The sequence below is a fragment of the Nisaea sp. genome (assembly GCF_017640745.1).
Taxonomy (GTDB): domain Bacteria; phylum Pseudomonadota; class Alphaproteobacteria; order Thalassobaculales; family Thalassobaculaceae; genus Nisaea.
In genome coordinates, this window is record NZ_JAEPQA010000050.1 from 1 (window position 1) to 15967 (window position 15967).

The window sequence follows — 15967 nt, forward strand, 5'->3', positions numbered from 1 at the left end:
TGGCGTCAATCACTGCCATCAGGTCCGAAACGGCAGAAAATCCCTCCGGTCCGGTGACGGTTTTCCCAAACCCGCGCCGGTCATAGGCAATGGCCATATTGCCTGCGCCGATGCTGTCCATCTGCGTGTACCACATCCGGCTATCGGCGACATTGGCATGAAGAAAGATGACGGGGTGCCCGGTACCGATGCTCTCCACTGCCAGTGAAGCGCTGCCGGACTGAACGATATGACTTTTGCGCATGAAATTTGCTGCCAGTATCGAAGGGGTAAGCGGATCTGGTTCTATGCGCAGTTTTTATGCACGGCAACCGCGTCTTCAGTTTGACGGCGTCTCAAATTTTTGATCAGATAGTAAAAAACGAGTGCAAATGCACCGTGATCGAACAGGAGAGACCATGCCGTCTGATATCCGTGGGGACCGTCTGTCCCCGGCGGAGGTCGAGTCGAATTTCGCCGATCTCCACCCGCTGCTCAGCAAATACGAAGCCTATGTCGAGGCGGACCGCTGCTATTTCTGCCATGACGCGCCTTGCGTCACGGCCTGTCCGACCGGGATCGACATTCCGCTCTTCATCCGTCAGATCCTGACAGACAACCCGTCCGGCTCGGCCAAGACCATTCTCGGCGCGAACATCCTCGGCGGGATGTGCGCCCGGGTCTGCCCGACGGAGACGCTCTGCGAGCAGGCCTGCGTGCGCGAGACGGCGGAACAGAAGCCGGTCCGGATCGGAGAGCTGCAGCGCTACGCGACGGACCATCTGATGGCCGCCGGTGTCCATCCTTTCGAACGCGCCGCATCGACCGGCAGGAAGGTCGCCGTGGTCGGCGCCGGGCCTGCCGGCATCTCCTGCGCGCACCGGCTCTCCATGCTCGGGCATGATGTCACGATCTTTGAGGCGAAGCCGAAAGGCGGCGGGCTCAACGAATACGGCATTGCCGCCTACAAGGCGGTCGACGAGTTCGCCCGGCGAGAGCTCGATTTCGTCCTCGCCATCGGCGGTATCGAGCTGAAGATCGGCATGGCGCTCGGCCGCGATGTCGCGCTGGACGCGTTGATCGCGGACTACGATGCGGTCTTTCTCGGTCTTGGGCTCGGGGCGACGAACGGTCTCGGCATTGCGGGCGAACAGCTCGAGGGGGTCGTCGATGCGGTCGATTTCATCGAGGACCTGCGTCAGGCACCGGCGCTCGAGAAAGTCGCGGTTGGCCGCCGTGTCGTTGTGATCGGCGGCGGCATGACGGCGATTGACGCTGCGGTGCAGTCGAAGCTGCTCGGCGCGGAGGAAGTGACGCTGGTCTATCGTCGTGGCGCGGACCGGATGAATGCGAGCGCCTATGAACAGTCTCTGGCGAAAGAGAAGGGCGTCGTGCTCAAGCACTGGGCGCGGCCTGAGAAGATCGAGGCGGGTGCCGATGGCAAAGTCGCCGCGATCAGCTTCATGAAGACGCGCGACGAGGATGGCAAGCTGGTCGATACCGGCGAGCGCTATACGCTTGAGGCCGACATGGTGCTGAAGGCAATCGGCCAGGCATTCACACCGGCACCGCTCAAGGGAGCCAAGGCGGAGATCGCGCTGGAGGGCGGCCGGATCAAGGCCGGCGCCGACCGCCGCACCAGTCATCCGAAGGTCTGGGCGGGCGGTGACGCGGTCGCGGGCGGCGAGGATCTGACCGTCGCCGCGGTCGAGGACGGCAAACAGGCCGCGCTTTCCATCCATGCGGCGCTGACGGGCGCCTGAGCCGGATCGGGAGAAAGATCATGGCAAATCTGCAGACCAACTTCCTCGGTATCAAATCCCCCAACCCGTTCTGGCTGGCCTCCGCGCCGCCGACCGACCGGGAGGTCAACGTCACCCGCGCCTTCAAGGCAGGCTGGGGCGGCGTCGTCTGGAAGACGCTCGGCGAGGACCCGCATGTCGTCAACGTGAACGGCCCGCGCTACGGCGCGGTGCATTCCAACGACCGGCGCCTGATCGGCCTCAACAATATCGAGCTGATCACCGACCGGCCGCTGGAGGTGAACCTCCGCGAGATCAAGGCGGTGAAGAAGGCCTGGCCCGACCGGGCCATCGTCGTCTCGCTGATGGTGCCCTGCGAGGAGGAGGCCTGGAAAAAGATCCTGCCCCTGGTCGAGGAGACAGGCGCGGACGGGATCGAGCTCAATTTCGGCTGTCCGCACGGCATGTCCGAGCGCGGCATGGGGGCCGCCGTCGGCCAGGTGCCGGAATATGTCGAGATGGTCGCGCGCTGGTGCAAGCAGAACACCCGCATGCCGGTGATCGTGAAGCTGACGCCGAACATCACGGATATCCGCCAGCCCGCGCGGGCGGCGAAGAAAGGCGGAGCCGACGCGGTCTCGCTGATCAACACCATCAACTCGGTCATGGGGGTCGATCTCGACATCATGGCGCCGAGCCCGCACATCGACGGCAAGGGCACCCATGGCGGCTATTGCGGCCCGGCGGTGAAGCCGATCGCGCTCAGCATGGTCTCGGAGATCGCCCGCGATCCGGAAACGAAGGACCTGCCGATCTCCGCCATCGGCGGTATCACGACCTGGCGCGACGCCGCCGAGTTCATGGCGATGGGCGCCGGAACGGTGCAGGTCTGCACGGCCGCGATGACCTACGGCTTCAAGATCGTCGAGGAGATGAAGTCCGGCCTCTCAGACTGGATGGACGGGAAGGGCTACAGCTCGATCGATCAGTTCGTCGGCCGTGCGGTACCGAACGTCACCGACTGGCAGTACCTGAACCTGAACTACGTGGTGAAGGCGCGGATCGATCAGGAAAGCTGCATCAAGTGCGGCCGTTGTCACATCGTCTGCGAGGACACTTCGCACCAGGCGATCTGGGCGGAGAAGGACGGCCAGCGGCATTTCGAGGTGAACGACGCGGAATGCGTCGGCTGCAATCTCTGCGTCAGCGTCTGCCCGGTCGAGGGCTGCATCACGATGGAGCATCTGACCGAGGGCGTCGACGCGCGCACCGGCCAGCCGATCAATCCGGAATACGGCAACTGGACGACCCACCCGAACAACCCGATGCGGGTGGCTGCGGAGTAGATCAAAAAGATTGCGACGATCGTCATCCCGGCGAAGGCCGGGACCCAGGGATCATAGAGTGCAGCCCGTCATCTCCTGGGCCCCGGCCTTCGCCGGGGTGACGATATTGGAAGAATTTGAATCGCTTGGCCGGCGTTCTTAACGTGGTTTCAGGCCGTTGAAGAGAACGGTGAAAAGCGTCCGCTCGGCGTTTTCGAAGCGTTTCTCGCGGGTGCCCGGCTCGGTACCCTCAAGCGCATCCATCTGGGTCTCGAAATCGGCGTAGTGCTGGGTCGCGGCCCAGATCATGTAGATCAGGTGCAGCGGCTCGATCGGGACCATCTTGCCGGCGGCGATCCAGGCTCGGATCGCTTTGGACTTTTCCTCAACGAGGTCCTTCAGTCGGCCCTTCAGGGTTTTCTCCAGCAGGGGCGCCCCCTGCAGGATCTCGTTGGCAAAGAGGCGGGAGGCTTTCGGATTGATCCGGGCATGAGCCAGTTTGGCGGAAATGTAGGCACCGAGTTCGGCGCTCGGGTCGCCGTCGGGATCGAGCTTGGCGAAAGGCGTCAGCCAGTCCTCGAGGGTCTCCTGCAGGACGCTCCGGTAGAGCTCTTCCTTGGTGCGGAAGTAATAGAGCATGTTCGGCTTCGACATGCCGGCGGCCGCAGCGATCTGGTCGAGCGTGGTGCCGCGGTATCCGGTGCGCGAGAACATGTCGAGCGCCGCTTTCAGGATGCGCTCGCGGTTCTCCTGCTGAATGCGTGTGCGCGGGGTCTCTCCGGTGACGGCGGCCATTACGCTGTACCTTTTTCGGCGGCGGCAATTGGACTGGATAGGCGTGGTGAAGACAGCGAGGTGAAGGTCATGTCGGGTGTCGGATTGCCTGCGTGATTTCCGGGCAGTGCAGGCCGCGGATTGCCTACACTTTAATCTTGATCGATTGGTCAAACTTGTCTTTGCTTATACTGGCAGAAGAGCATGAAGACAAATGCTCTCAAAAATCGTTAACGGTCAAAGTCTTGTTTGATGACATGGGCTTAGGACCGGAAGCGCGGAAAGTCCCGGTCCCGGGACGGAGCGGACAGGAGAGTCTTGGATGAGCGAGCCGGCAAGCAATATCCGGATCAACGGTCAGCGGCTGTGGGACAGCCTGATGGACATGGCAAAGATCGGGCCTGGCGTCCGCGGCGGCAACAACCGCCAGACGCTGACGGATTCCGACAAGGAAGGGCGCGAGCTGTTTGCGAAATGGTGCGGCGAGCAGGGCCTCACCATGGGCGTCGACAGCATGGGCAACATGTTCGCCCGTCGCGAGGGCACCGATCCGACGGCGCTGCCGGTCATGGTCGGCTCGCACCTCGACACCCAGCCGACCGGCGGCAAGTATGACGGCGTGCTCGGCGTGCTCGGCGGGCTCGAGGTGATCCGCACGCTGAACGATCTCGGCATCAAGACCAAGCATCCGATCGAGGTTGTGAACTGGACCAACGAGGAGGGCACCCGTTTTGCCCCCGCCATGGTCGCTTCCGGTGTCTTCGCCGGCGTCCACACCCAGGAATGGGCCTATGACCGGACCGACGCCGAGGGCAAGAAGCTCGGCGACGAGCTGGAGCGGATCGGTTTCAAGGGCGAGGAGCCGGTCGGCCAGCGCAAGCTGCACGCCTTCTTCGAGCTGCATATCGAACAGGGCCCGATCCTCGAGGACGAGAACATCGATATCGGCGTCGTGACCCACGGTCAGGGCCTGAAATGGATCCAGATCACGCTGACCGGCAAGGAGAGCCATACCGGTTCGACGCCGATGCCGAAGCGGATCAATGCCGGGCTTGGCATGGCGCGGATCACCGAGCTGGTGAATAAGATCGCGCTCGAGCACAGTCCGAACGGCGTCGGCGCCATCGGCCATCTGGAACTCTATCCGAACTCCCGCAACATCATCCCGGGCAAGACCGTCTTCACCGTCGATTTCCGCCATCCGGACAAGGCCAATCTGGAAGAGATGGACGCCAAGCTCCGCAAGGGCGCAAAAGAGATCGCGGACGAGATCGGCCTCGGGATCGAGATCGAGCAGACCGGCGGGTTCGATCCGGTCACCTTCGACGAGGGCTGCGTCACGGCGATCCGCGATGCGGCGGAGCGGCTCGGCTATTCGCACCGGAACATCGTCTCGGGCGCCGGGCACGATGCCTGCTGGATTAACCGGGTGGCGCCGACCGCGATGGTCATGTGCCCCTGCGTCGACGGGCTGAGCCATAACGAGGACGAGGAAATCACCAAGGAATGGGCGACCGCGGGGGCGGACGTGCTGTTCCATGCGGTCGTCGAAACGGCCCAGATCGTCGAATAAAAACAAATCGGTACAGGAGAGACTTCATGTCAAAGGTGATCAAGGGCGGGACCATCGTTACCGCCGATTACAGCTACGTATCCGACGTCCTGATCGAAGGCGGAAAAATCACCCAGATCGGCAAGGACCTGAAAGGCGACCAGACGATCGACGCGACCGGCTGTTACATCATGCCGGGCGGGATCGACCCGCACACCCACATGGAAATGCCCTTCATGGGCACCTATTCGGCCGACGATTACCATAGCGGCACATCGGCCGCGGTCTCCGGCGGCACCACCATGCTGGTGGATTTCTGCCTGCCGGTGCCCGACCAGTCCCTGATGCAGGCGCTGCAGAGCTGGGACCAGAAGGCTTCGAAGGCGGTCACCGATTATTCCTATCACATGGCCATCACCTGGTGGTCGGAGCAGGTCTTCGACGAGATGCAGCAGGTGGTGAAGCGGGGCATCAACACCTTCAAGCATTTCATGGCCTACAAGGGCGCGCTGATGGTGGACGACGACGAGATGTATGCCTCGTTCCGCCGCTGCGCCGACCTCGGCGCCATGCCGCTGGTGCATGCCGAGAACGGCGACGTCGTGGCGCATCTGCAGCAGAAGTTGCTGGAGGAAGGCAATAACGGGCCGGAGGCGCATGCCTATTCCCGTCCGCCGGAAGTCGAGGGCGAGGCCGCCAACCGCGCGATCATGATCGCCGACATGGCGAACGTGCCGCTCTATATCGTGCATGTTTCCTGCGAGGAGGCGCATGAGGCGATCCGCCGGGCGCGGCAGAATGGCAAGCGGGTCTTCGGTGAGCCGCTGATCCAGCACCTGGTGCTGGACGAGAGCGAGTACGCCCATCCGGATTGGGATCACGCCGCGCGCCGGGTAATGTCGCCTCCATTCCGCAGCAAGCTGCATCAGGACGGGCTCTGGAACGGCCTCGCCGCCGGCTCCCTGCAGTGCGTTGCGACAGACCATTGCGCCTTCACCACCAAGCAGAAGCGCATGGGGGTCGGCGATTTCACCAAGATCCCGAACGGGACAGGCGGTCTCGAGGACCGCATGCCGGTGCTCTGGACCCGTGGCGTCAATACTGGCCGTCTGACGCCAAACGAATTCGTCGCGGTCACCTCAACGAACATCGCCAAGATCCTGAACCTTTACCCGAAAAAGGGCGCGATCCTTGTCGGTGCCGACGCGGACATCGTGGTCTGGGATCCGAAGGCCTCGAAGGTGATCACGGCGAAGAATCAGGTCTCGGCGATCGACTACAACGTCTTCGAGGGCATCGAGGTCACCGGACTGCCGCGCTTCACGATCAGCCGCGGCGACGTGGTCGCGACCGAGGGCAAGGTCGACGCCGCGGAAGGACGCGGCAAGTTCGTCGGGCGCGATCCCTATCCGGCGACCAACACGGCGCTCTCCAAGTGGAAAGAGCTGACTGCGCCGCGCAGGGTCGTGCGGGACGCCGCGAACATTCCGGCTGGGGTATAAGTCCATCCGGACGCAACGATAACAGAAGCGGACCGCCGGGAGGGACCCGGCCGGTCCGCCGGTTTGGAGACCATGGTGACAGATACAGAGGCGACCGCCGCTGCGCGTGGGGCAGGCAGCGCGGGAGAGGGATCCGCCTTCCGGGTGATCGAGGCGCGCGATCTCTGCCTGACCTTCGAGACGAACGACGGGCCGGTGCACGCCCTCTCCAGTGTCGATCTGACGGTCGACCGCGGCGAATTCGTCTCCTTTATCGGCCCGAGCGGCTGCGGCAAGACCACGCTGCTCCGCGTGATAGCCGATCTCGAACAGCCGACGTCCGGTTCCATTTCAGTCAACGGCATGTCTCCGGAAGAGGCGCGCAAGGCGCGGGCCTATGGCTATGTCTTCCAGGCGGCCGCGCTCTATCCGTGGCGTACGATCGCGGGCAACGTGGCGCTGCCGCTGGAGATCATGGGGCTCGACAAGGCGGAGCGCGAAGCGCGCATCAAGCGCAATCTTGAGCTGGTCAACCTTGCCGGTTTCGAGCGCAAGTTTCCCTGGCAGCTTTCCGGCGGCATGCAGCAGCGCGCTTCCATCGCCCGCGCGCTCGCGGTCGAACCGGACCTCCTGCTGATGGACGAACCGTTCGGCGCGCTGGACGAGATCGTCCGCGACCATCTGAACGAGCAGCTCAACAGGCTCTGGGACCGCACCAACAAGACGGTCATTTTCGTCACGCACTCGATCCCCGAGGCGGTCTTCCTCTCGACCAAGATCGTCGTGATGTCGCCGCGTCCCGGAAGGGTGCACGACGTGATCGAGTGCAACCTGCCGCGCGAGCGGACGCTGGATATCCGCGAGACACCGGAATTCCTCGAGATCGCGCATCGTGTCCGCGACGGGCTACGGGCGGGACATGCCTATGACGACGAGTGATTTCCTGCATTCGAAGACCGCCGCGGTTCTGACCGTGGTGCTGGTGCTGCTCTGCATTTGGTATGCCGGTGCCGTGGCGCTGAACACGCCGTTCCAGCGCGACCAGGACGTGCGGGACAAGGTGGAGCGGAGCACCGGAGACTTCGTCACAGCGACCCTGAACCAGAAGCGCCCGGTATTGCCGGCCCCGCACCAGGTCGCGGTCGAGATCTGGCAGACTACGGTCGAGAAGAAGGTGACGTCCAAAAGAAGTCTTGTTTATCATGCCGGTATAACGCTTTCTTCAACCATGCTCGGGTTCCTGATCGGCACCGTTCTCGGCATCGTTCTCGCGGCGGCGATCATCCATGTGGAGAGTCTCGAGCGCAGCCTGATGCCGTGGATCATCACCTCGCAGACCATCCCGATCCTTGCCATCGCGCCGATGGTGATCGTGGTGCTGAACGCGATCGGCGTCTCGGGCCTGATCCCGAAGGCGATGATCTCGACCTATCTCTCCTTCTTCCCGGTCACGGTCGGCGTGGTGAAAGGGCTTCGCTCGCCCGATCCGATGCAGCTCGACCTGATGCGGACCTACAGCGCGTCCTCCTTCCAGACCTTCTGGAAACTGCGCTGGCCGTCCTCGATCCCGTTCCTTTTCACCTCCATGAAGATCGCCATCGCTGCCAGCCTCGTCGGCGCCATCGTCGGCGAGCTGCCGACCGGCGCCGTCGCCGGTCTCGGCGCGCGTCTTCTTGCCGGGTCTTATTACGGTCAGACGGTGCAGATCTGGTCGGCGCTCTTGAGCGCGGCCTTCCTCGCCGCCATGCTGGTCACCATCGTCGGCTTCGCGGACAAGGCGGTCCGCCGCCGCATGGGGATGGTGCAATGATCGCCGGAATTCCCCTGACTGTGCTTGGCGGCGCGGCTGCGCTGCTGTTCGCTGCGATCGCCGCAGTGACCGGAACCGCCGCGTTTTCGCCCGCTTTCGTCGCCTGCGGATTGTTGCTTCTGGTTGCTGTCGGAGGCGCGGTTCTTCGGCGTGACGATGCTCTTGGTGCGGCGGTAGTGATCCTGTCGGTCCATGCGGCGGCGGTTCCTCTGATGCTGCATATCGACAGCGCGCCGGGTGAAATGGACAGCGGCTATTGGGCCTTGCTCGTATCGGCCTGGCTCATGGCCTGGACGAGCGTGACGCGCCTAACCCAAACCTCCAAAAAGCTGCCAACGGGCGCGCGGCGCGCCGTCGATCTGCTCATTCCGCTGATTTTCGGTCTCTGGCTGATGTTGATCTGGGAGGCGATCACGCGCGGCGCCGGGGTGCCGCAGGTGCTGCTGCCGGCGCCGAGCGCGATCTGGGCAAAGCTGACCGCCTCTCTGCCGATCCTCTGGGCCGATTTCGTCCAGACTTTCCTGAAGGCGGTGATCGTCGGCTATGTGCTCGGATGCGGCATCGGCTTTGGAACGGCGATCCTGGTGGACCGCTCGCCCTTCCTGAAGCGCGGGCTGGTGCCGGTCGGCAACATGGTGAGCGCGCTGCCGATCATCGGCATCGCGCCGATCATGGTCATGTGGTTCGGTTTCGACTGGCAGTCCAAGGCCGCCGTGGTCGTGATCATGACCTTCTTCCCGATGCTGGTGAACACGCTGGAGGGGCTTTCGGCCTCCAGTTCCATGCAGCGCGACCTGATGCGCACCTACGCGGCGAGCTATGGCCAGACGCTCTGGAAACTGAGGCTTGTCGAGGCGCTGCCCTTCATTTTCAACGCCCTCAAGATCAACTCGACTCTCGCCCTGATCGGCGCCATCGTCGCCGAGTTTTTCGGCACCCCGATCGTGGGCATGGGATTCCGCATTTCAACCGAGGTCGGCCGCATGAATGTCGACATGGTCTGGGCGGAAATCGCGGTAGCGGCGCTGGCCGGCTCCGCTTTCTACGGTGCACTCGTGCTGATCGAGCGCGCCCTGACGTTCTGGCACCCGTCGAACAGATAAGAAGCGGGGCCGGGGAGGCTTTATCAATGAGGAGAGTGACGATGCAAAGACGATTGCTGACTGGACTGCTCGCGGGCGCCGTCGGCCTGATGGCGACCACCGCCATGGCCGCCGACAAGGTGACGCTGCAATTGAAATGGGTCACCCAGGCCCAGTTCGCCGGCTATTACGTGGCTGCCGACAAGGGCTTCTACAAGGACGAGAATCTCGAGGTCGAGATCAAGCCGGGCGGCCCGGACATCGCGCCGCCGCAGGTGATCGCCGGCGGCGGGGCCGACGTCATCATCGACTGGATGCCGTCCGCGCTCGCCTCCCGCGAGAAGGGCGTTCCGCTGGTCAATATCGCCCAGCCGTTCAAGAGCTCCGGCATGATGCTGACCTGCCGCAAGGATACCGGCATCAAGAGCCCGGCCGATTTCAAGGACAAGACCCTCGGCGTCTGGTTCTTCGGCAACGAATATCCGTTCCTCTCCTGGATGTCCCAGCTGAAGATCCCGACCGACGGCAGCGCCGGCGGCGTGACGGTCCTGAAGCAGGGCTTCAACGTCGATCCGCTGCTGCAGAAGCAGGCCGATTGCGTGTCCACCATGACTTATAACGAATACTGGCAGGTCATCGACGCAGGTATCCCGGAGTCCGAACTGGTGGTCTTCAAGTACCAGGACCAGGGCGTGGCGACGCTCGAGGACGGCCTCTATGTCCTTGAGGACAACCTCAAGGACCCGGCCTTCGTCGACAAGATGGCGCGTTTCGTGCGGGCCTCGATGAAGGGCTGGAAATATGCCGAGGCCAATCCGGACGAGGCGGCCGAGATCGTGCTCGACAACGATGCGACCGGCGCCCAGACCGAGAAGCACCAGAAGCGGATGATGGGCGAGATCGCGAAGCTCACCGCCGGCTCCAACGGCGCGCTCGATCCGGCGGACTACGAGCGGACGGTCAACACGCTGCTGAAGGGCGGCTCCAGCCCGGTCATCACGAAGAAGCCGGAAAACGCCTGGACCCACCTGATCACGGACAAGGCGCTGAAATAAGCCTTCGAAAGATCCAGACGGAAGAGGCGGCCGCACCGGCCGCCTTTTTCATGCCTGGGCGCCGCCGAGATAGGCCCGCTGCACCGCCGGGTCATTCGCAAGGGCATCGGCCTTTCCGGCGCCCGTGATCCGGCCGTTCTCCAGGATATAGCCCCGGTCCGCGATGGCGAGGCTCTGCCGAGCGTTCTGCTCGACCAGCAGCACGCCCATCCCGGTTTCCTTGATCTTGTGGAGGGCGCGGAAAAGCTCGCCGCAGAGGATCGGGGAGAGGCCGAGCGACGGTTCGTCCAACAGGAGGATGTCCGGGTTGGACATCATCGCGCGGCCGATGGCGACCATCTGCTGCTCACCGCCGGACATGGTGCCTGCGATCTGGCTGCGCCGGTCCTGCAGTTTCGGAAACAGCTCAAGGACCCGGGCGAGCGTTTCCTTCTCGACCGCCCGGGCACGTGCCGGGTAGGCCCCGAGGGTCAGGTTCTCGGCGACGCTCAGGTCAGGGAAGATTCCGCGGCCCTCGGGCACGAGCGCCAGTCCCGCTTCGACGATCAGATCCGGCTTGAGACCGGTCACGGTTTGTCCGCAGAGAAAGCAGTCTCCGGAAACACTTCCTTCGCAGATGCCGGTCAGCGCCTTCAGCAGTGTCGATTTCCCGGCGCCGTTCGCGCCGAGCATGACGACGATTTCCCCCCTGTCGACGGTGAGGGAGACGCCGTTCAGCGCTTCGTGCAGGCCGTAGGAGACGGCGATGTCACGCGCTTCCAGCATCACTCGGTCCCCAGATAGGCTTCGATGACATGCGGATCCGAGAGCACTTCTGTAGGCGTGCCTTCGGCGATCTTCGTGCCGGAATTCATCACGATGCAGCGGTCGCAGAGCGAGCGGATGGCATCCATCACATGCTCGACCAGAACGATGGTCCGGCCTTCGGCACGGAGCGCGGCGATCAGATCGATCCCGATCTGCAGTTCGGACGGATTGAGTCCTGCGAGCCATTCGTCCAGCAGCAGGATCTCCGGCTCGCCTGCCAGGGCACGGGCCAGTTCCAGGCGCTTCTGGTCGATATAGGTCAGCGAGGATACCGGCTGCGCTGCCTTCTCCGCGAGCCCGACCCGTTCAAGCAGGCCGGATGCGAACCCGGCCGCCTCGGCGCCCCAGCGGCGCTTGTGCCCGAAGACCGCTCCGGCGACCGCATTCTCCAGCACGGTGAGAGCGGGCAGGATGCGCACCAGCTGGAAGGTCCGGGACACCCCGAACCGAGCGGTCTCATGCGGACGGGCCGCGGTGAGATCCTGCCCTTCAAGCACTATGGATCCGGAAGTGGCGGGCAGCGCGCCCGAGATCAGGTTTATGGTCGTCGACTTACCCGAGCCGTTGGGGCCGATGATACCCATCACCTCGTGTTCGCGGACGTCGAACGAGAGGTCGTTGACCGCGATCAGCCCGCCGAAGCGCTTTGTGAGACCTTGGACTTCGAGGATCGTCCTGCCTGGCGTCATGACGGGCTCCTCGTCCGGATCAGTTTGGCGGCGAGGCCCGTGATGCCGTCGGGGATCAGGTAGACGATCATCAGGAAGGCCGCGCCGAGGACCATCGTGGTGGCATTCGGTGCGGCTGCCGACACGGCTTCCCAGAGCATCGTGAAGGGCACGACGCCGAGCAGCGGGCCCCAGAGATGCCGGGTGCCGCCGAGCAGCGCCATGATGACGACGAGGAAGCTCAGCTCCGGCGAGAAGACGACATTCGGTTCGATATAGTAGTAGCGCGGCGCGACGATCGCGCCGACGAGGGCTGCGAAGAAGCCCGTGCTCATGAATAGCAGGATCTTGGTGCGCGCGGTATCGATGCCGACATGGCGGGCGACTTCCTCGTCATTGCCAAGAATGCGCAGCGCGAAGCCGGTGCGCGAGCGACCGAGCAGCCAGCCGAACAGGAAAACGGCGACGGTCACCGCGAGCAGCATCCAGTAGATGTGGCGCTCGTCGAAGTCGGTCAGCACATAGAGTCCGCGCGCGCCGAGGAAATTGTTCTGCACCCAGCTGACAAGATTGCGGATCATCTCGGCGAGGCCGAGCGTGAAAATGACGAAATAGACGCCGGAGAGGCGCAGTGTGGCCGCTCCGATCGCACCGGCAAGGATGATGGCGACGAGAGGGGCGATGGCGGCCATGGTCCAGAAGGACGCCTCGAAATCGCTCATGCCGGTTGCGACGAGATAGCCGCCGATGCCGTAGAAGGCCCCGGTCGAGAGCGCGATATAGTGGGTCGGGCCGGAGAACAGCGCCCAGCTGGTCGAGAGCGCCGTGTACATCATGATGGTGACGGCGATGGAGAGCCAGTAGCCGTCAGCGATAAGCGGAACGAAGGCGGCGGCTAGCGCGATCAGGACGCCGAGTGCGAGTTTCAGACGTTCGCTCATCAGGCGCTCCGACGGCCAAACAGGCCTTGCGGGCGGAACAGCAGAACGGCGAGGAAAATGGCGTAGGCGGCGACCAGCGTCAGGCCCGGGTCGACGATCGTGGCGACGGCCGTCTCGACCAGTCCCAGGATCAGCGCCGCGATGATCGCGCCGCGGATGTCCCCGACGCCACCCATGATGACGATGATCAGCGCCTTCATGGTGAACAGCACACCGGCAGAGGCGTCGAGGGTGACAAAGGTCGAGATCAGGCAGCCGCCGAGCGCTGTAACCATGCCGCCGAGGGAGAAGGCGAGGGCGGATACTTTGCCAACATCGATGCCGACAAGGCGTGCCGAACCCGGCGAGACGGCGACGGCGCGGACCGCGAGTCCTGAGCGTGACCGGTTGAGCCAGAGGTAGAGCGCGGCGGCTATGGCGGCGGCGACGAGCGCGGCGACCAGGCGGTTCGCGGCAACGGTCGAGCCGAGCAGGGAGATGGGCCAGGCAAGGAAGGAATAGGTGAAGTATTCCGCCTGCAGGCTGACCATCAGACCGACGAAGAAGAAGCTCATTCCGAAGGTGGCGAGAATGGTGTCGACCTCAAGCTGTCCGCGCGATTTGGCTCGTTTCACCAGCGGGCGCAGGAACAGCGCGTAGATCGCCCAGCTGCCGGCGAACGCTAGAGGCGCGATCAGAAACAGCGTCAGAAGCGGACTCAAACCGAAGCTGACGAAGGCCCAGAAAGCCGCGAGGCCGCCGAGCACGAGGACTTCCCCGTTGGCCAGGTTCATGATTCTGGCAACGCCGTACTGCAGGTTCAGGCCCATAGCGACCAGCGCATAGGCGCCCCCGAGCAGCAGGCCGGAGATCACGATATCCATGGCGGTTGTCCGGTTCTGAAAAAGGAGGGCCGGCCCGAGGCATCAAGGCCGGCCCAGGGCAGGCTACTTCCAGCCTTTCTTGGCGACCGGGGCAACGCTGTCGCCCATCCCGGTATCCGCAACCGCGACGAAATGGCCGTTCCGCCACTGACCGACGGACCAGTAGCGTTCCGAGTTGTTGTGTGCGTCGAACTTGATGGTTCCGATGACTGTGTCGAAGGCATTGTTCTTGATATAGGCGGTCACGGCCTCACGATCTGTCGTGTCGGCCCCCTCGATCGCCTGCTGCAGCACCTGCAGCGCGGAATAGTAGGTTGCCGAGGCCCAGAAGTCCGGTGCCTTGCCTGTCACTTCCTGATGCCGCTTGCGGTAGGCCTTCATCGCGTCTGTCTCGGGATTGACGCCGCCCGCACCGAGATTGCCCTCGATCGCGCCGCCGAATTTCCCGGCATAGGCAGGGAAGGCGGTCGCGACGGCGGTGTAGAAAGCACCGACCTGCAGGTCCTCGATGATCGCCTGTTCCGTCAGAGCGAAGGTGTCCGGCGGATAGGACCAGGCGACGAAGGCATCGGGATCGGCGGCCTTCGCGCCCTTCACGACGGGCGAGAGGTCCGGGGTGCCGAGCGGATAGGACTTGTCGTAGACGATCTCGAAGCCGGCGGCGGTGAATTTCTCACGGGCGACATCGGCAAGCTCGATCCCGAAGGCGTCGGCGACATTCACCATCGCCACCTTGCTGCCGATCACGCCGTCGCTGCGCAGCTTCTCCAGCGTCCGCGTCGCGCCCTCGACGAAGCCCGTGGTCGAGCCGAGGGTGAAGAACATGTTCGGGAATTTGGCCGTCAGCTCGTGAATCTCGTCGGTGATCGCGGTGACGGCGATCATCGGGTAGTTGTACTTCGCATAGATCGGGGCGGCCGCGATGTTGAAGCCTGTGCCGTAGGGCGCGACCATGAAGTCGACCTCGTCCTGCGTGGCGAGGCGCTGGACCGCCTTGATATGTTCTGCCGGGTTCGTCTTGTCGTCATATTGAACAAGTTCGACCGGACGGCGCTTGCCGCCGACCATGAGGCCGCCCTTGGCATTCACCTCTTCGAGCCAGAGCTGCACGTTCGGCAGATGCGTCACCGCTTCGCCGCCGGCGAGCGGGCCGCTCAGATGGGCCACCATTCCAAGTTTTATCGGGGTCTCGGCTTTGGCGCCGTGCGATAACCCGAAACTCAGGGCAAGCGCAGCGGCTGCGCACGCAAACATGCGTCGGTTCATGGTTCTTCCTCCCTCGGTTGCAGCTCTTTTTGACTCGGCCGCCTGGAAATGAATCCATAATTGCCGGTGGCTGGCAAGAAAATGACACTGAATCCAATGGAATTGTCGAATGGGAGAAAATTATGTATCCATAAATGTCTTGTTTTTCAGGCTGCAGACCCGGCTCGACTCTCGGGAGATGAATGAAATGAACCACTTGGTGGTACCCGAAGCGGATGAGAGTGCGGCGGACAAACGCATTCTGTCGGCGCTGCGCCGGATGATCATCGACGGGACGCTCGCCGAGGGAACCAAGGTCTCGGAAGTGATCGTCGCAGACATGTTCGGGGTTTCGAGGACGCCCGCGCGTCTGGCACTCCGCACGCTCGAGGTCGAGGGCCTGATCCGCAAACGGGACGGGCGCGGGTTTACGGTTCAGGAATTCAATCTTGGCGACATCAAGCACGCCTACGAGGTCCGCGGCGTGTTGGAGGGGCTTGCCGCAGGCACCATGGCGAAGACTGGTATCTCCGAGGAGGCGTCCGCCCGGTTGCACGAGGCTGTGGGGGAAATGGCACGCGCCTTGGATGCGGATCTTGATCCGCCCTGCAAGGCGCTGCTCTATCAGGACGGCAACGTCTCG

At 63.5% G+C, this 15967-nt stretch carries 16 protein-coding genes; 9 read left to right on the forward strand and 7 right to left on the reverse strand.

The window, feature by feature from the left end; all coding sequences use genetic code 11:
* A partial coding sequence (locus JJ959_RS20560; RefSeq protein ID WP_366817100.1) for an alpha/beta fold hydrolase occupies positions 1–244 on the reverse strand: 244 nt, incomplete at its 3' end.
* Positions 245–398: 154 nt separating this feature from the next.
* On the opposite strand from JJ959_RS20560, the gene JJ959_RS20565 reads away from it, so the two are divergent.
* Positions 399–1742 (forward strand): NAD(P)-dependent oxidoreductase, encoded by a 1344-nt coding sequence (locus JJ959_RS20565; RefSeq protein ID WP_292888152.1) that lies wholly within the window; start codon positions 399–401, stop codon positions 1740–1742.
* 20 nt (positions 1743–1762) lie between these two features.
* Positions 1763–3067 (forward strand): NAD-dependent dihydropyrimidine dehydrogenase subunit PreA, encoded by a 1305-nt coding sequence (preA, locus tag JJ959_RS20570; protein ID WP_292888155.1) that lies wholly within the window; start codon positions 1763–1765, stop codon positions 3065–3067.
* A gap of 138 nt (positions 3068–3205) precedes the next feature.
* On the opposite strand, the gene JJ959_RS20575 is transcribed toward preA, so the two are convergent.
* Positions 3206–3841 carry a TetR family transcriptional regulator C-terminal domain-containing protein gene (locus JJ959_RS20575; RefSeq protein WP_292888158.1) on the reverse strand — a complete coding sequence of 212 codons (636 nt, stop codon included), beginning with the start codon at positions 3839–3841 and terminating at the stop codon, positions 3206–3208.
* Positions 3842–4142: 301 nt separating this feature from the next.
* Between JJ959_RS20575 and JJ959_RS20580 the strand changes: the two genes are divergently transcribed.
* From JJ959_RS20580 to JJ959_RS20605, 6 genes are all read left to right on the forward strand, one after another.
* Positions 4143–5393, forward strand: coding sequence for a Zn-dependent hydrolase (locus tag JJ959_RS20580; protein WP_292888161.1), 1251 nt, complete (start codon positions 4143–4145; stop codon positions 5391–5393).
* A 26-nt stretch (positions 5394–5419) separates the two neighbouring features.
* Positions 5420–6874 (forward strand): dihydropyrimidinase, encoded by a 1455-nt coding sequence (gene hydA / locus JJ959_RS20585; protein ID WP_292888164.1) that lies wholly within the window; start codon positions 5420–5422, stop codon positions 6872–6874.
* Positions 6875–7018: 144 nt separating this feature from the next.
* A complete protein-coding gene (locus tag JJ959_RS20590) occupies positions 7019–7792 on the forward strand; it encodes an ABC transporter ATP-binding protein (RefSeq protein ID WP_292888194.1) in 774 nt (257 codons plus the stop codon).
* Entirely contained in the window at positions 7779–8663 is an 885-nt protein-coding gene (locus tag JJ959_RS20595; RefSeq protein ID WP_292888167.1) for an ABC transporter permease, read from the forward strand. Before JJ959_RS20590 ends, JJ959_RS20595 begins: the two co-directional genes overlap by 14 nt.
* On the forward strand, positions 8660–9766 hold the full coding sequence (locus JJ959_RS20600; RefSeq protein ID WP_292888170.1) for an ABC transporter permease: 1107 nt from the start codon (positions 8660–8662) through the stop codon (positions 9764–9766). Before JJ959_RS20595 ends, JJ959_RS20600 begins: the two co-directional genes overlap by 4 nt.
* A 41-nt stretch (positions 9767–9807) precedes the next feature.
* A complete protein-coding gene (locus JJ959_RS20605) occupies positions 9808–10800 on the forward strand; it encodes an ABC transporter substrate-binding protein (protein ID WP_292888173.1) in 993 nt (330 codons plus the stop codon).
* A 48-nt stretch (positions 10801–10848) separates the two neighbouring features.
* Here the strand turns inward: JJ959_RS20605 and JJ959_RS20610 are convergent, their stop codons facing one another.
* The 5 genes from JJ959_RS20610 to JJ959_RS20630 all read right to left on the reverse strand — a co-directional run bounded on the left by JJ959_RS20610 (position 10849) and on the right by JJ959_RS20630 (position 15345).
* Complete coding sequence (locus JJ959_RS20610) at positions 10849–11565, reverse strand: ABC transporter ATP-binding protein (RefSeq protein ID WP_292888176.1); 717 nt, start codon at positions 11563–11565, stop codon at positions 10849–10851.
* The gene (locus JJ959_RS20615) at positions 11565–12296 is read right to left on the reverse strand and encodes an ABC transporter ATP-binding protein (protein WP_292888179.1); all 732 of its coding nucleotides are present in this window, start codon (positions 12294–12296) and stop codon (positions 11565–11567) included. The genes JJ959_RS20610 and JJ959_RS20615 overlap by 1 nt, the downstream gene beginning before the upstream one ends.
* A complete protein-coding gene (locus JJ959_RS20620; protein ID WP_292888182.1) occupies positions 12293–13216 on the reverse strand; it encodes a branched-chain amino acid ABC transporter permease in 924 nt (307 codons plus the stop codon). The genes JJ959_RS20615 and JJ959_RS20620 overlap by 4 nt, the downstream gene beginning before the upstream one ends.
* The gene (locus tag JJ959_RS20625; RefSeq protein ID WP_292888185.1) at positions 13216–14079 is read right to left on the reverse strand and encodes a branched-chain amino acid ABC transporter permease; all 864 of its coding nucleotides are present in this window, start codon (positions 14077–14079) and stop codon (positions 13216–13218) included. The genes JJ959_RS20620 and JJ959_RS20625 overlap by 1 nt, the downstream gene beginning before the upstream one ends.
* Positions 14080–14142: 63 nt before the next feature.
* Positions 14143–15345 carry an amino acid ABC transporter substrate-binding protein gene (locus JJ959_RS20630; protein WP_292888188.1) on the reverse strand — a complete coding sequence of 401 codons (1203 nt, stop codon included), beginning with the start codon at positions 15343–15345 and terminating at the stop codon, positions 14143–14145.
* 187 nt (positions 15346–15532) lie between these two features.
* On the opposite strand from JJ959_RS20630, the gene JJ959_RS20635 reads away from it, so the two are divergent.
* A partial coding sequence (locus JJ959_RS20635; protein WP_292888191.1) for a GntR family transcriptional regulator occupies positions 15533–15967 on the forward strand: 435 nt, incomplete at its 3' end.

Coding starts and splice junctions, on each gene's coding strand:
- JJ959_RS20595 (WP_292888167.1), top strand. CDS start 7,779: ATGACGACGAGTGATTTCCTGCATTCGAAGACCGCCGCGGTTCTGACC.
- JJ959_RS20575 (WP_292888158.1), bottom strand. CDS start 3,841: ATGGCCGCCGTCACCGGAGAGACCCCGCGCACACGCATTCAGCAGGAG.
- JJ959_RS20600 (WP_292888170.1), top strand. CDS start 8,660: ATGATCGCCGGAATTCCCCTGACTGTGCTTGGCGGCGCGGCTGCGCTG.
- JJ959_RS20630 (WP_292888188.1), bottom strand. CDS start 15,345: ATGAACCGACGCATGTTTGCGTGCGCAGCCGCTGCGCTTGCCCTGAGT.
- hydA (WP_292888164.1), top strand. CDS start 5,420: ATGTCAAAGGTGATCAAGGGCGGGACCATCGTTACCGCCGATTACAGC.
- preA (WP_292888155.1), top strand. CDS start 1,763: ATGGCAAATCTGCAGACCAACTTCCTCGGTATCAAATCCCCCAACCCG.
- JJ959_RS20605 (WP_292888173.1), top strand. CDS start 9,808: ATGCAAAGACGATTGCTGACTGGACTGCTCGCGGGCGCCGTCGGCCTG.
- JJ959_RS20610 (WP_292888176.1), bottom strand. CDS start 11,565: ATGCTGGAAGCGCGTGACATCGCCGTCTCCTACGGCCTGCACGAAGCG.
- JJ959_RS20565 (WP_292888152.1), top strand. CDS start 399: ATGCCGTCTGATATCCGTGGGGACCGTCTGTCCCCGGCGGAGGTCGAG.
- JJ959_RS20620 (WP_292888182.1), bottom strand. CDS start 13,216: ATGAGCGAACGTCTGAAACTCGCACTCGGCGTCCTGATCGCGCTAGCC.
- JJ959_RS20615 (WP_292888179.1), bottom strand. CDS start 12,296: ATGACGCCAGGCAGGACGATCCTCGAAGTCCAAGGTCTCACAAAGCGC.
- JJ959_RS20580 (WP_292888161.1), top strand. CDS start 4,143: ATGAGCGAGCCGGCAAGCAATATCCGGATCAACGGTCAGCGGCTGTGG.
- JJ959_RS20625 (WP_292888185.1), bottom strand. CDS start 14,079: ATGGATATCGTGATCTCCGGCCTGCTGCTCGGGGGCGCCTATGCGCTG.